General features: G+C 66.5%; 12 protein-coding genes and 1 pseudogene. 7 read left to right on the top strand and 6 right to left on the bottom strand.

Annotation, left to right across the window (positions count from 1 at the left end):
* Positions 1 to 93: 93 nt before the first annotated feature.
* From ACZ5CM_RS00835 to ACZ5CM_RS00825, 3 genes and pseudogenes are all read left to right on the top strand, one after another.
* The gene (locus ACZ5CM_RS00835) at positions 94 to 1320 is read left to right on the top strand and encodes an argininosuccinate synthase (protein WP_464640407.1); all 1227 of its coding nucleotides are present in this window, start codon (positions 94 to 96) and stop codon (positions 1318 to 1320) included.
* Between the two features lie 5 nt (positions 1321 to 1325).
* Positions 1326 to 1490 (top strand): annotated as a pseudogene (locus ACZ5CM_RS00830) (DUF1810 family protein); the annotation flags it as partial.
* 76 nt (positions 1491 to 1566) lie between these two features.
* Positions 1567 to 1752: a DUF1810 family protein gene (locus tag ACZ5CM_RS00825; RefSeq protein WP_464640405.1), complete on the top strand. Its 186-nt coding sequence runs from the start codon at positions 1567 to 1569 to the stop codon at positions 1750 to 1752.
* A gap of 71 nt (positions 1753 to 1823) precedes the next feature.
* Here the strand turns inward: ACZ5CM_RS00825 and ACZ5CM_RS00820 are convergent, their stop codons facing one another.
* From ACZ5CM_RS00820 to ACZ5CM_RS00805, 4 genes are read right to left on the bottom strand one after another with little or no spacing between them, the layout of a single operon-like run.
* The gene (locus ACZ5CM_RS00820) at positions 1824 to 2537 is read right to left on the bottom strand and encodes a sulfotransferase-like domain-containing protein (protein ID WP_464640403.1); all 714 of its coding nucleotides are present in this window, start codon (positions 2535 to 2537) and stop codon (positions 1824 to 1826) included.
* The gene (locus ACZ5CM_RS00815) at positions 2534 to 3445 is read right to left on the bottom strand and encodes a D-amino acid aminotransferase (protein WP_464640401.1); all 912 of its coding nucleotides are present in this window, start codon (positions 3443 to 3445) and stop codon (positions 2534 to 2536) included. Before ACZ5CM_RS00815 ends, ACZ5CM_RS00820 begins: the two co-directional genes overlap by 4 nt.
* Before the next feature lie 41 nt (positions 3446 to 3486).
* The gene (locus ACZ5CM_RS00810) at positions 3487 to 4362 is read right to left on the bottom strand and encodes a ribokinase (RefSeq protein ID WP_464640400.1); all 876 of its coding nucleotides are present in this window, start codon (positions 4360 to 4362) and stop codon (positions 3487 to 3489) included.
* A 12-nt stretch (positions 4363 to 4374) separates the two neighbouring features.
* On the bottom strand, positions 4375 to 6630 hold the full coding sequence (locus tag ACZ5CM_RS00805) for an NADP-dependent malic enzyme (RefSeq protein WP_464640398.1): 2256 nt from the start codon (positions 6628 to 6630) through the stop codon (positions 4375 to 4377).
* Positions 6631 to 6734: 104 nt separating this feature from the next.
* Between ACZ5CM_RS00805 and mutS the strand changes: the two genes are divergently transcribed.
* Entirely contained in the window at positions 6735 to 9404 is a 2670-nt protein-coding gene (gene mutS, locus ACZ5CM_RS00800) for a DNA mismatch repair protein MutS (RefSeq protein WP_464640396.1), read from the top strand.
* A 72-nt stretch (positions 9405 to 9476) separates the two neighbouring features.
* Here mutS and ACZ5CM_RS00795 read toward each other — a convergent pair whose 3' ends face one another.
* Together ACZ5CM_RS00795 and hrcA are read right to left on the bottom strand one after the other, a co-directional pair.
* Positions 9477 to 10040 (bottom strand): nucleotide exchange factor GrpE, encoded by a 564-nt coding sequence (locus ACZ5CM_RS00795; protein WP_464640394.1) that lies wholly within the window; start codon positions 10038 to 10040, stop codon positions 9477 to 9479.
* 9 nt (positions 10041 to 10049) lie between these two features.
* Entirely contained in the window at positions 10050 to 11114 is a 1065-nt protein-coding gene (gene hrcA, locus ACZ5CM_RS00790) for a heat-inducible transcriptional repressor HrcA (protein ID WP_464640393.1), read from the bottom strand.
* Between the two features lie 113 nt (positions 11115 to 11227).
* On the opposite strand from hrcA, the gene rph reads away from it, so the two are divergent.
* The 3 genes from rph to hemW are packed head-to-tail and all read left to right on the top strand — an operon-like array spanning position 11228 to position 13699.
* Complete coding sequence (gene rph, locus ACZ5CM_RS00785) at positions 11228 to 11941, top strand: ribonuclease PH (RefSeq protein WP_464640392.1); 714 nt, start codon at positions 11228 to 11230, stop codon at positions 11939 to 11941.
* Positions 11938 to 12549 (top strand): RdgB/HAM1 family non-canonical purine NTP pyrophosphatase, encoded by a 612-nt coding sequence (rdgB, locus tag ACZ5CM_RS00780; protein WP_464640390.1) that lies wholly within the window; start codon positions 11938 to 11940, stop codon positions 12547 to 12549. Before rph ends, rdgB begins: the two co-directional genes overlap by 4 nt.
* Entirely contained in the window at positions 12533 to 13699 is a 1167-nt protein-coding gene (gene hemW, locus ACZ5CM_RS00775) for a radical SAM family heme chaperone HemW (protein ID WP_464640388.1), read from the top strand. Before rdgB ends, hemW begins: the two co-directional genes overlap by 17 nt.
* Positions 13700 to 13701 lie beyond the last annotated feature (2 nt).

Genomic DNA, 13701 nt, shown 5'->3' with positions numbered 1-13701 from the left:
CATGGGTTCCTTCGCTCCCGCCTGCGGTCGGACCCTTGTGGGGCCACGCCAAACCCGATAATCCCCCGCCTGAACGGATAGACGGAGTTTCCCATGTCTGCGCCCAAGAAAGTCGTCCTGGCCTATTCCGGTGGCCTCGATACCTCGATCATTCTCAAGTGGCTGCAAACCGAATACGGCTGCGAGGTGGTGACCTTCACCGCCGATCTCGGCCAGGGCGAGGAACTTGAGCCCGCCCGGCAAAAGGCCCTGATGCTGGGCATCAAGCCCGAGAACATCCATATCGAGGACATCCGCGAGGAATTCGTCCGCGACTTCGTCTTCCCGATGTTCCGCGCCAACGCGCTGTATGAGGGGCAATACCTGCTTGGCACCTCGATCGCGCGGCCGCTGATCTCCAAGCGGCTGATCGAGATCGCTGCCCAGTGCGGCGCCGACGCCATCGCCCATGGCGCCACCGGCAAGGGCAACGACCAGGTGCGCTTCGAGCTGGCCGCCTACGCGCTCAACCCCGACATCAAGGTGATCGCGCCCTGGCGGGAATGGGACCTGACCAGCCGCACGAAGCTTCTGGAATTTGCCGAGGCGCACCAGATCCCCATCGCCAGGGATAAGCGCGGCGAGGCCCCCTTCTCGGTCGATGCGAACCTCTTGCACACCTCGTCAGAAGGCAAGGTACTCGAAGATCCCGCCGTCGAGGCCCCGCCCTACGTCTATCAGCGCACCAATCACCCGGAAGACGCCCCCGACCGGCCCGAATATGTGGAAATCGGTTTCGAGCGTGGCGATCCGGTTTCCATCAACGGCCAGAAGATGAGCCCGGCCCAGCTGCTGGCCGCGCTGAACGATCTGGGGCGCACGCACGGCATCGGCCGGCTCGACCTGGTCGAAGGGCGTTTCGTCGGCATGAAATCGCGCGGTATCTACGAAACCCCCGGCGGCACGATCCTGCTGGCGGCGCATCGGGGCATCGAATCCATCACCATGGACCGCGGCGCCATGCATCTCAAGGACCAGCTCATGCCGCAATATGCCGAGCTGATCTACAACGGCTTCTGGTTCTCGCCCGAGCGCGAGATGCTCCAGGCCGCCATCGACCACAGCCAGGCGCATGTCACCGGAACGGTTCGGATGAAGCTCTACAAGGGGCTGGCCTCATGCGTCGGTCGCTGGTCCGACCATTCGCTCTACTCCGAGGAACACGTTACCTTCGAGGAGGACGCCGGCGCCTACGACCAGAAGGACGCCGCCGGCTTCATCAAGCTCAACGCTCTACGGCTTCGCCTGCTGGCCATGCGCGACCGCCGCCTCGGCGACTAGGCACGATGTCCCCCGAACGGGCCGCCGAATTCCTGAACGCGCAGGATCGCGTCTGGTCGGCGGTCCGCCGCGAACTCGCCCAAGGCCGAAAGACCAGTCACTGGATCTGGTTCGTCTTTCCGCAACTGGCCGCGCTGGGCCGCTCACCCACGGCCCGCCGCTTCGGCATCCGCGACCTCGACGAGGCCCGCGCCTACCTCGCCGATGACCGCCTGCGCGAACGCCTGGAGGGAGGCTGCCCGCCTCATGCTTGCGCATTCTGGTACCGCCCCGGAAACCATCCTCGGCCCCCTGGACGCGATGAAACTGCGCTCCTCGATGACGCTCTTCTCCCGCGTCCCCGGCGCCAGCCCCGTCTTCCGGCAAGTGCTCGACACGTTCTACAATGGAGCCCCCTGCCCCCTCACGCTGGATGCCCTGAACCGCGCCTGACCCGCAGGGTCTTTTTCTGGCCGCAAATATCCTGGGGTGAATGCGCGGAACGCGCAGAGGGGCAACGCCCCTCAGACCCTTTCCGCCCGCAGCTTCTCGTAGGCAGGCATCGCGGCCTCGGCCAGACGGGCATATTCAGGCTCTAACACGGGCAGTTCGCCCTCTGCCCCGGAAAATCCGACAGACTTGTGAACCGCCCCGTACCAGTGCGCCGCCCAGACCCCGTCCTCGGGCCGCCCGCCCGGCGGCCAGCGCAGCATCCTGTCGGTCCACTCCAGCCCGATTGCCGCACATAACGCCTTCAGGCTGCGTGCAGGGTCGGCGCGAATGTCGTGGCTGTCGATCACCACCGGCCGCTGCCCCAGCGCCTTCACATGATCGAACAGCTCGGCCTGCTGCAGAAAACCCAGATCCGCCAGCACCGGCGCCTCGCGCTTCTTCGCATAGCTCGCCACCACCCGCACCGGATGCCGGATGAGAAAGACGTTGACCATGCCGGCCATCCAGTCCCGCGGGATGCCCGCGACCATGTGATGAGCCATGTGCTTCTGATAGAAATGCGGCAATTCTCCCGGGTTAGAGCCTGTTATCCGCGCCACCACCTCGGCCGGATCGGTGGGCTGGGCGGCAAGGATCTCGTCCCGCATCGGGTGGTCCAGACCGGTTGCCGCGAGGTAGGCAGCATAGAAGGGCTCGTCCACCACCGCGCAGTCGCCGCGCGCGGCAAAGGCATACATCATCGCCGTGGACAGATTCCGCGGCCCCGACCACATGGCGATCCTCATCCCCCGCACTCCCTATTGATCAGCGCCTTGTAAAGCTCGCGGATCCGCACCGTCACCGGCCCCATTTCGCCGCTTCCGATCACCCGCCCATCGATCTCGCCCACCGGGGTCTGGGCACCGAAGGTGCCGGTCAGGAACGCCTCGTCCGCGCCATAGGTATCGACCAGCGAGAAGTTGCGCTCGAACACCGGGATGCCGGCCTCGCGGCACAGCTCGATCACCTTGCACCGGGTGATCCCGTTCATGCAGTAGTCACCGGTGCTGGTCCACACCTCACCACCGCGCACGACGAAGAAATTGCAGGCGTTGGTGGTGTTGACGAAGCCGTGCACGTCCAGCATCAGCGCCTCGTCGGCGCCGGCCTTCTCGGCGGCGATGCCGGCAAGGATGCAGTTCAACTTGGAATGGCTGTTCAGCTTGGGATCCTGGCTCATGGGCAGGCCGCGGATATGGGGCACCGTGGCCAGCCGCACCGGGCGCGGCAGCAGCGGGCGGGAATGCTCCATGATGATGACGAAGGTCGGCCCCGAGCGGCTGAGCGAAGGGTGCTGGAAGGGCCGCGCCTTCACCCCGCGCGTCACCATCAGCCGGGCATGGGCATCGGTGGTCATGCCATTGGCCTCTTGCGTCTCCAACAAGGCCGAAATGACGCCTTCCCGGTCCATGCCGATATCCAGATCAATGGCCCTGGCGGCCTCGAACAGCCGGTCCATGTGCTCGTCGAGAAACGCCCAGCGCCCGTTGTAGAGCCGCAACCCCTCCCACACCCCGTCGCCCAGAAGAAAGCCGCTGTCATAGACGCTGACGGTGGCCTCGGCCCGCGGCAGGAGGCGGCCGTTGACGTGGATCAGGATCCGCTCGTTGCGCGCGTCTTCCTCGGCCTGGTGCGTGGTGATCCTGTCCGCCATCCTGTCCTCCTGCCAATGACGACCGCCCGTGACCGCGGGCTTCAACCAAAGCGCGCCGCCTCGACTTCCGCCAGATCGGGGATCGCGTCGGCGGTGCCCTCGCGCGTGACCATCAGCGCCGCCGCCCGGCCGGCCAGGTCCATGGCCCGATCCATCGGCAGGCCGCGGTCGAGCCCGGCCAGAAGATAGCCGGTGAAGGTATCGCCGGCCCCGGTGCTGTCCACGACCCGCACCGGAAAGGCGGGAAAGTCCCGCGACAGGCCCTTTTCGGTGTCGATATGGCGCGCTCCCCGCGCCCCCAGGGTCACGATCACATGCGCCACGGGCAGGTCTTCGGGGCGCTTGCCGGTCGCCCGCGTCAGCTGTTCGGCCTCGACCTCGTTGAGGATCAGGATATCCAGCCACGGCAGCACCGCGCGCACCGCGGCCGCGTCGAACGGCGCGGCCGCATAGCAGACCTTCAGCCCCATTTCGCGCCCCATCCGCGCGGCCTCGGGCTGCAGGTTCGTCTCGTTCTGCATCAGAAGGGTATCGCCCGCCTGCGCCGCACTCAGCGCCAGGCCGAGGGTGCGGGACGGAATCGCCCGATTGGCGCCGGGATAGATCAGGATGCTGTTCTCGCCCCTCGGATCCACGGCGATGACGGCGTGCCCGGTGGCGCCGGCCACCTCGGCCACATGGTCGGTATCGACACCGTATTGCCGCAGCCTCTCGACCGCCCAGCGACCATCCGCCCCCACCGCGCCCACATGCACGACCCGCGCCCCGGCCCGGGCGGCAGCCACCGACATGTTGGCCCCCTTGCCGCCCAGGAAATAGCGCAGCCCCCGCGCGGCCACGGTCTCTCCCGGCGCCGGCAGACGCGGGACCGGATAGACCATGTCCGCGTTGATCGAGCCGAGAGTCCAGATCGCCATCCCGCCGCGGCCCTACTTGATCCCGCAGGCGGCCAGAACCGCCATGTTGAGGATGTCGTTGGCCGTCGCCACGGTCGAGCAGATCTGGATCGGCTTGTCCACGCCGGCAAGGATCGGTCCGATCACCGTGGCGCCGGCCATTTCCTGCATCAGCTTGGTGGAAATCGAGGCCGAATGCCGCGCCGGGACCACCAGGATGTTGGCCGGCCCGCTCAGGCGCGAGAACGGATAGGCCGCCTGCGCCTGCACGTTCAGCGCCACGTCCACGGTCATCTCGCCCTCATATTCGAAATCCACACCGCGACGGTCCAGAACCTCGGGGGCAAGATGCATCTTCTCGGCCCGCTCGGACACCGGATAGCCGAAGGTCGAGAAGCTGACGAAAGCGACCCGCGGCTCAAGGCCAAGATAACGCGCCACGGTGGCTGCGCGCTCGGCGATATTGGCCAGATCCTCGGGTTCGGGCCACTCATGCACCAGCGTGTCGCCGATCAGCACGATCCGCCCCTTGTGCAAGAGCGCCGTCACCCCGGCGGCGCCATGTTCGGCATCGGCGTCGAAGACGTGGTTGATGCGCTCTAGCACATGGGCCGACTTGCGCGTGGCCCCGGTGACCAGCGCATCGCCATGCCCGTGCGCCAGCATCAGCGCCGAAAAGACATGCCGGTCGCGGGCGGCCAGCCGGTGCACGTCCTTCTGGTCGTATCCCTTGCGCTGAAGCCGGCGGTAGAGGAAATCCTTGTAGGTTTCCAGGTAATCGGTGTTGGCTGCGTTGACCACCTCGATCTCGGCCACCGCGTCGCCCAGACCCGCGGCCTCCAGCTTGGCGGCCACGTCGTCCTGGCGCCCCACCACCAGCGCCTTGCCATAGCCCGAACGCTGATACATCACCGCCGCGCGCAGCACGCGGGGGTCGTCGCCCTCGGCAAAGATCATCCGCGACTGGGCCGAGCGCGCACGCAGATTCAGGCTGCGCAGGATCGAGGCCGTGGGATCGAGCCGCGATTTCAGGCCGACCTCATAGGCCTCCATGTCGATGATCGGCCGCCGCGCGGCGCCGGTGTCCATGCCCGCGCGGGCCACCGCCGGCGGGATGCGGTGGATCAGCCGCGGATCGAAGGGCGTGGGCAGGATGTAGTCGCGGCCGAAGCTGAGCGTCTTGCCATAGGCCAGGGCCACCTCGTCGGGCACGTCCTCGCGGGCCAGCTCGGCCAGCGCCTGGGCGCAGGCGATCTTCATCTCGTCATTGATGGCACGGGCGTGGATGTCCAGCGCTCCGCGAAAGAGATAGGGAAAGCCCAGCACGTTGTTGACCTGATTGGGATAGTCCGACCGGCCGGTGGCGACGATGGCATCGGGGCGTACCGCATGGGCCTCTTCGGGGGTGATTTCGGGATCGGGGTTGGCCATGGCGAAGATCACCGGATTTTCCGCCATGCTTTCGACCATGGCCTGCGTCACCGCCCCCTTGACGGAAACGCCCAGGAACACGTCGGCGCCGACCATGGCCTCTTCCAGCGTGCGCAGATCGGTCTTGACCGCATGGGCCGATTTCCACTGGTTCATGCCCTCCTTGCGGCCCTGCCAGATCACGCCCTTGGTATCGCAGACGATGCAGTTTTCATGCCGCGCGCCCATCCTCTTGAGCAGCTCGATGCAGGCGATCCCGGCCGCGCCCGCGCCGTTGAGCACGATCTTCACCTCCTCGATCTTCTTGCCCGACAGATGCAGCGCGTTGATGAGCCCTGCCGCACAGATCACCGCGGTGCCGTGCTGGTCGTCGTGGAAGACGGGAATGTCCATCTCCTCTTTCAGGCGCTGCTCGATGATGAAGCATTCGGGGGCCTTGATGTCCTCCAGGTTGATGCCCCCGAAGGTCGGGCCCATCAGCTTGACCGCGCAGATGAATTCCTCGGGGTCTTCGGTGTCCAGCTCGATGTCGATGGAGTTGACATCGGCGAACCGCTTGAACAGCACCGCCTTGCCCTCCATCACCGGCTTCGATCCCAGCGCGCCGAGATTGCCCAGACCCAGCACCGCCGTGCCGTTCGAGATCACCGCCACAAGGTTGCCCTTGTTGGTGTAGTCATACACCGTTTCGGGGTTCTTTGCGATCGCCTCGCAGGGCACCGCCACACCGGGGGAATAGGCCAGCGACAGATCGCGCTGGGTGGTCATGGGCACGGTGGCCTGCACCTCCCACTTGCCGGGGGTGGGCTCAAGGTGAAAGGCAAGCGCCTCTTCGGCGGTGATCTTGTTCCTGGTCATGCGATACTTCTTTTTCTGGCTGCGGCGGCGGCGTCTTAGCCTAGGGGCGGTGCGGCCTCAACGGCAAGTCGATTTCGCCTTTCGCCACCCGAAGGGGATTTGTAATGTCGCCGGGCATTCGAAAACCGGGGGACTGCGTGTCGAAAGTCACGCCGATGATGGCGCAATATCTCGAAATCAAGGCGGCGTATCCCGATGCGCTGCTGTTCTATCGCATGGGCGATTTCTACGAGATGTTCTTCGACGACGCGGTGGCGGCATCGCAGGCGCTGGACATCGCCCTGACCAGGCGCGGCAAGCATCAGGGCGCCGACATCCCCATGTGCGGCGTGCCGGTCCACTCGGCCGAAGGCTACCTGCTGACACTGATCCGCAAGGGCTTTCGCGTCGCCGTCTGCGAACAGATGGAAGACCCCGCCCAGGCGAAGAAGCGCGGCTCGAAGGCAGTCGTGAAGCGCGAGGTCGTGCGCCTGGTCACGCCCGGCACGCTGACCGAGGATTCGCTGCTCGAAGCGCGCCGGCACAATTTCCTGGCCGCCTGGTCCGTGGTCCGCGACGAGGCCGCCCTGGCCTGGAGCGACATCTCCACCGGCAGCTTCCACGTCATGCCGCTGAGCCCGGCGCGGCTGAGCCCCGAGCTGGCCCGCCTGGCCCCGTCCGAGCTGATCGTTGCCGAACCGCATGAGGCCGCCCTGCGCGAGATCGCCGCCGATCTGGGCGTGCCGCTGACCCCTCTGGGGCGGGCCAGCTTCGATTCGACCGGCGCCCAAAAGCGGCTTTGCGCGCTGTTCGGGGTGGAGACGCTGGACGCCTTCGGCGCCTTTACGCGGGCCGAGATTTCGGCCATGGGCGCGCTGATCGACTATCTCGACATCACGCAGAAGGGCAAACTGCCGCTCCTGCGCAGGCCGCAGCGCGAGACGCAGGACCGGATCGTCCAGATCGACGCTGCCACGCGGCGCAACCTCGAACTCACCCGGTCGCTGTCGGGGGGGCGCGCGGGATCGCTGCTGGCGGTGATCGACCGCACCGTGACCCCGGGCGGCGCGCGGCTGCTGGAGCAGCGCCTCTCCAGCCCCTCACGGGATCTCGACACGATCCACGCAAGGCTGGATGCAGTTCAGTATTGCGCTGAACAGAGCCGGATTTCCGCCGATCTGCGCGCGGCGCTGCGCAAGACGCCCGACCTTGACCGGGCGCTCTCGCGCCTGTCGCTGGAGCGCGGCGGCCCGCGCGACCTGGCCGCCATCCGCAACGCCCTGGTCCAGGCCGAAACCATCGCCGAAATCTGCGCCGGGGCCGAGCTGCCGCCGCTGCTGGCCCGCGCGGCGCAGGACCTGCTCGGTTTCGACGACCTTTCCGCCCTGCTCGACGCCGCCCTGGTGGCCGACCCGCCGCTCCTGGCCCGCGACGGCGGCTTCATCGCCCCCGGCTTCGACCCCGACCTGGACGAGGCCCGCACCCTGCGCGACGAGGGCCGCTCGGTCATTGCCGGGCTTCAGGGCAAGTATATCGACCTCACCGGCATCCAGTCACTGAAGATCAAGCACAACAACGTGCTGGGCTATTTCGTCGAAACCACCGCCACCCATGCCGGGCGCATGATGTCCCCGCCCCTGTCCGAAACCTTCATCCACCGCCAGACCACCGCCAGCCAGATCCGCTTCACCACCGTCGAACTCAGCGAGCTGGAAACCCGCATCCTGAATGCCGGCAACCGGGCGCTGGAGATCGAAAAAAGGCTCTACCAAAGGCTTTCCGACTCGATTCTCGCCCAAGCCCCGCGCCTGAACGCGGCCGCAAGGGCGTTGGCCGAAATCGACCTCGCCACCGCCCTGGCCGACCTTGCCCGCGACGGCGACTGGTGCCGACCGCAGGTGGACGACAGCCGCGCCTTCCATGTTCTGGGCGGGCGCCACCCGGTTGTCGAAAACGCGCTGAACATCCAGGGGGGTGATCCCTTCATCGCCAACGACTGCGACCTGTCCGCCGAAAGCGGGGCGGCCATCTGGCTGCTCACCGGCCCCAACATGGCCGGCAAATCCACCTTCCTGCGCCAGAACGCCCTGATCGCGCTGCTGGCGCAGATGGGCAGCTTCGTCCCGGCCGAAAGCGCCCATATCGGGCTGATCAGCCAGCTGTTCAGCCGCGTCGGAGCCTCGGATGACCTCGCCCGCGGGCGTTCTACCTTCATGGTCGAAATGGTCGAAACCGCGGCCATCCTCAACCAGGCCGACGACCGCGCCCTGGTCATCCTCGACGAAATCGGCCGCGGCACCGCCACCTGGGACGGGCTGTCCATCGCCTGGGCAACGCTGGAGCACCTCCACGACGTCAACCGCTGCCGCGCCCTGTTCGCCACCCACTATCACGAACTCACCGCCCTTGCCGGCAAACTGGACGGGGTCGAAAACGCCACCGTCACGGTCAAGGAATGGGAAGGCGAGGTGATCTTCCTGCACGAGGTCCGCAAGGGCGCGGCCGACCGCTCCTACGGCGTCCAGGTTGCCCAGCTGGCGGGCCTGCCGAAGGCGGTGGTCGATCGCGCACGATGCGTGCTGGACGCGCTGGAAAAGGGAGAGCGCGAAGGCGCCGCCTCGCCCGCCACCCTGATCGACGACCTGCCGCTGTTCTCGGCCACGACGCAACCGCCCGATCCCGCCCCCCGCAACTCGGCGGTCGAGGAAATGCTGCGCGACATCCACCCCGACGACCTCACCCCCCGCGAGGCCCTGGAGCTTCTCTACAAACTGAAAGAGGCGGCCCGATCCTGACCGCCCCCTTCCTCTTGCCCCAAATACTCCCGCCGGAGGCGCCCGCCCCCTCCACAGGCACAGGCGCGACGATCAGCCTTCCGGCATCGAAGACACCCCCACCTGTGCCGGGCGCAACAGGCGGTCATGCAGCATGAACCCTTCGGCCGATACCTGAATGATCTCGCCGGCCGTCGTCCCCGGCACCGGCGCCTCGAACATCGCCTCGTGCAGCTGCGGATCGAACCGGTCCCCGACCTTCGGCGAAATCACCTCGATCCCGTGCTTGGCAAAGACATTGACCAGCTCCCGCATGGTCAGCTCGACCCCCTCGATCAGGGCTGCCGCAGCGGCCCTCTGTTCGTCGGTCACAGATTCCAGCGCACGCTTGAGATTGTCATAGACCGGCAGCAGATCACGGGCCAGACGCGATCCGCCATACTGCTCGGCTTCGCGGCGGTCCTTCTGAGACCGCTTGCGGACGTTCTCGGCATCGGCGAGCGCGCGAAGAAAACGGTCCTTCAGCTCATCCCGCTCGGCCCGCAGCGCTTCGATCTCTGCGGCCTCGTCCGAGATCTCTTCCGTGTGCGCGGCCAGTTCCTCGGCCTCGGCGGTCTCGATGTCGTCCAGGAATGTTTCGTTCTTCGGCTCTGCCATGTCTCACCTCTATCCCCGATCAGAAAGCAGTTTTCCGACCAGTTGCGCCGTGTAGTCCACGATCGGCACGATCCGCCCGTAATTCAGCCGGGTCGGCCCGATCACGCCGACGGCACCAATGATCTTCCGGTCCGCGTTCATATAGGGAGAAACCACCAGAGAGGAACCCGAAAGTGAGAAAAGTTTGTTCTCGGAGCCGATGAAAATGCGCACGCCCTCGCCCTTTTCCGCCAGTTCCAGGAATTCAGCGATATCCCGCTTGCGCTCCAGGTCGTCGAACAGAACCCGAATGCGCTCGATCTCGTCGCCCTGTTCGGCGCTGTCCAGAAGATTCGACCGCCCGCGCACGATCAGGCGCGCGGAATCCTCGCCATCATTCTCCCATACGGCAAGGCCGCTCTCCACCATCTCGCGGGCGAGCGAATCGATCTCCTGCTGGCGCCGGGCGATTTCCTTGCGGATCACGCCCTGAAGGTCGCGCAAGGTGCGCCCCTCGATCAGGGCGTTGAGGAAATTCGCCGCCTCCCGCATCGAGCTGGGCGTCTGACCCGGCGGCGGGCGGAACAGCCGGTTTTCCACGTGCCCGTCCACGAAAACCAGCACGACCAGAGCCCGGTCGTGGCCGAGCGAGACGAACTCGATATGCCGGATCTCGGCCTCGTGCTTGGGCGTGAGAACAAGCGACGCGCTGTGCGTCACCCCCGAAAGCGCCGATCCGATCCGATCCAGCAACCCTCCCACGTCCGAGGTGTTCGCGTTCGCCGTGGCGTCGATCTTCTCGCGGTCGGCCTCGTCCAGGTCGCGCACCTCCAGCAACCCGTCAACGAACAGGCGCAGGCCCCGTTGCGTGGGCACCCGGCCGGCGCTGACGTGCGGGCTGTCGAGAAGGCCCAGATATTCCAGGTCCTGCATCACGTTGCGGATGGTCGCGGCGCTGATCTTCTCGCTCATGGCGCGGGACAGCGTGCGGCTTCCGACCGGATCGCCGCTGGAGAGGTAATTCTCGACCACCAGCCGAAACACCTCGCGCGTTCGGTCGTTCAGCTGGTCCAGAAGTTTCGTCGTATCGTTCATCTCGGTCATTTTTGCACGGCCCACCGGTAAACACGACCCGAAGAATGAATCGATCAGGGTTGCATCCCGCCCCTGCCCGGCGGTATTCCCGCGCGGACCAGGAAAGGAACCCCATGCGACCGTCTGGAAGAGATTTAAGCGAAATGCGCCCGGTTTCAATTGAAACCGGTGTCAATCGACATGCCGAAGGGTCATGCCTGATCCGAATGGGCGAGACGCATGTGCTGTGTACCGCCACCATCGAGGACCGGGTGCCGCCCTTCATCAAGGGGTCGGGCCTTGGCTGGGTCACGGCTGAATACGGGATGCTGCCGCGGGCCACGAACACCCGGATGCGGCGCGAGGCCGCCGCGGGCAAGCAGGGCGGCCGCACGGTCGAGATCCAGCGCCTGATCGGCCGCGCCCTGCGCGCCGGCGTCGATCGCGTGGCGCTGGGCGAACGCCAGATCACCATCGACTGCGACGTGCTGCAGGCCGATGGCGGTACCCGCTGCGCCGCGATCACCGGTGGCTGGGTGGCGCTGCGGCTGGCGGTGGACAAGCTGCTCAAGGCGGGCATGATCACCACCGATCCGCTGCTGGATCACGTGGCGGCGGTCAGCTGCGGCATCTACGCCGGCCAGCCGGTTCTGGACCTCGACTATCCCGAGGACAGCGAGGCCGGCGTGGACGGCAATTTCATCATGACCGGATCGGGAAACCTGGTCGAGGTCCAGATGTCGGCCGAAGGGGCGCTGTTTTCCCGGGCGCAGATGGACCAGCTGCTGGACCTTGCGCAGAAGGGGGTTGACCAGCTGGTCGCCGCGCAAAGGGCGGCCACCGAATGACCCGCGCACTCGCCGAAGACCGCCTGCTTGTGGCCACCCACAACCGGGGCAAGCTGGAAGAGGTGGAGCACCTCCTGGTGCCCTTCGGCGTGTCCGTCATCGGCGCCGCCGACATGAACCTGCCCGAGCCCGCAGAAACCGAATCCAGCTTTGTCGGCAATGCCCGGATCAAGGCGCACGCGGCGGCGAAGGCAACCGGGCTGCCGGCGCTTGCCGATGATTCCGGGCTTGAGGTCGCAGCTCTTGGCGGCGCCCCCGGCGTGCACACGGCCGACTGGGCGGAAACCGGGCATGGGCGCGATTTTGTCATGGCCATGCGGCGGGTGCATGATGAGCTCGTTGCCTCGGGGGCGCCCGAGCCGCACCGGGCGCGCTTTGTCTGCACGCTGGTGCTGGCCTGGCCCGACGGGCATGACGAGGTGTTCGAGGGCTCGGTTCCCGGCTGCATCGTCTGGCCCATGCGCGGCGCACAGGGGCATGGCTATGACCCGATCTTCCTGCCCGACGGATACGATCAGACCTTCGGCGAAATGGACCGGTGGGAAAAGAACCGCATCAGCCACCGGGGCCGCGCCGTCGCCCGGCTCATCGATGCCTGCTTTGGCTGAGGACTGGACCCGGGCCGGTTTCGGCCTCTACGTTCACTGGCCCTTCTGCGCCGCCAAATGCCCCTATTGTGACTTCAACAGCCATTTGGCCGGCCATATCGACCACGGCCGCTGGGCCCGGGCCCTCGTGTCCGAACTGGACCGGATCGGAGCCCAATTGCCCGGCCGGGTCCTGAATTCGATCTATTTCGGCGGTGGCACGCCCAGCCTGATGCACCCCGACACGGTGGCGCAGGTGATCGAGGCCGCCCGCCGCCAGTGGCGCTTTGCCAACGATATCGAAATCACGCTCGAGGCCAATCCCGGCTCGGTCGAGGCCGGGCGGTTTGCGGACTATCGCGAGGCCGGAGTCAACCGGATCTCGATGGGATTCCAAGCCCTTGACGACCGCGACCTGCGCCGCCTCGGCCGGATCCACAGCGTGGCCGAGGCACGCGCGGCATGGAAGATCGCCACCGGCCTGTTCGAGCGCGTCAGCTTCGACCTGATCCATGGCCGACAGGACCAGAGCCTGGCCGACTGGCGGGCGGAACTGACCGAGGCACTGTCGATGTCGCCCGATCACCTGTCGCTCTACCAGCTCACGATCGAGCCCGGCACCGCCTTCGCCGCCCGCCACGCCGCGGGGGGCTTGCGCGGTCTGCCCGATGACGATCAGTCGGCCGATCTCTACCAGCTGACGCAGGATCTGTGCGACGCCGCCGGCCTGCCCGCCTATGAAATCTCGAACCACGCGCGGCCGGGCAACGAGTCGCGGCACAACCTGATCTACTGGCGTTACGGAGACTGGGCCGGAATCGGGCCGGGCGCGCATGGGCGGCTCACGATTGCCGGGCAGCGCCATGCAACCGAATGCTGGCCCGATCCGAATCTCTGGCTTTCGGCGGCGGAACGGGGCAATGCCGAACGGCTGCGCGAGGTGTTGACTGGACAGGTGCAGGCCGAAGAATATGTCATGTTCGGAATGCGCCTGCGCGAGGGCATCGACTTGACCCGGTTCCAGTCCCTTTCGGGCAAACCCCTTTCTCCATCCGCCATCGAAAGGCTGGGCGAGATGGGCATGGTGTCGCTGCGCGGGCGGCATCTGTCAGCTACCGCACGGGGGCGCCCGGTCCTGAACGCGGTGATCCGGGAATTGCTGGCGGAGTGAAG

The sequence above is a fragment of the Piezobacter thermophilus genome (genome assembly GCF_055386745.1).
The sequence above is the reverse complement of the archived record's forward strand: the minus strand, read 5'-3'. Positions and strand labels throughout refer to the sequence as shown.

Excerpts from the sequence above, each read along its gene's own strand:
- rdgB (WP_464640390.1), top strand. The coding sequence starts at position 11,938 with ATGACCCGCGCACTCGCCGAAGACCGCCTGCTTGTGGCCACCCACAAC.
- hemW (WP_464640388.1), top strand. The coding sequence starts at position 12,533 with ATGCCTGCTTTGGCTGAGGACTGGACCCGGGCCGGTTTCGGCCTCTAC.
- ACZ5CM_RS00795 (WP_464640394.1), bottom strand. The coding sequence starts at position 10,040 with ATGGCAGAGCCGAAGAACGAAACATTCCTGGACGACATCGAGACCGCC.
- ACZ5CM_RS00805 (WP_464640398.1), bottom strand. The coding sequence starts at position 6,630 with ATGACCAGGAACAAGATCACCGCCGAAGAGGCGCTTGCCTTTCACCTT.
- ACZ5CM_RS00815 (WP_464640401.1), bottom strand. The coding sequence starts at position 3,445 with ATGGCGGACAGGATCACCACGCACCAGGCCGAGGAAGACGCGCGCAAC.
- ACZ5CM_RS00825 (WP_464640405.1), top strand. The coding sequence starts at position 1,567 with ATGCTTGCGCATTCTGGTACCGCCCCGGAAACCATCCTCGGCCCCCTG.
- rph (WP_464640392.1), top strand. The coding sequence starts at position 11,228 with ATGCGACCGTCTGGAAGAGATTTAAGCGAAATGCGCCCGGTTTCAATT.
- ACZ5CM_RS00810 (WP_464640400.1), bottom strand. The coding sequence starts at position 4,362 with ATGGCGATCTGGACTCTCGGCTCGATCAACGCGGACATGGTCTATCCG.
- hrcA (WP_464640393.1), bottom strand. The coding sequence starts at position 11,114 with ATGAACGATACGACGAAACTTCTGGACCAGCTGAACGACCGAACGCGC.
- ACZ5CM_RS00835 (WP_464640407.1), top strand. The coding sequence starts at position 94 with ATGTCTGCGCCCAAGAAAGTCGTCCTGGCCTATTCCGGTGGCCTCGAT.
- mutS (WP_464640396.1), top strand. The coding sequence starts at position 6,735 with ATGTCGCCGGGCATTCGAAAACCGGGGGACTGCGTGTCGAAAGTCACG.
- ACZ5CM_RS00820 (WP_464640403.1), bottom strand. The coding sequence starts at position 2,537 with ATGAGGATCGCCATGTGGTCGGGGCCGCGGAATCTGTCCACGGCGATG.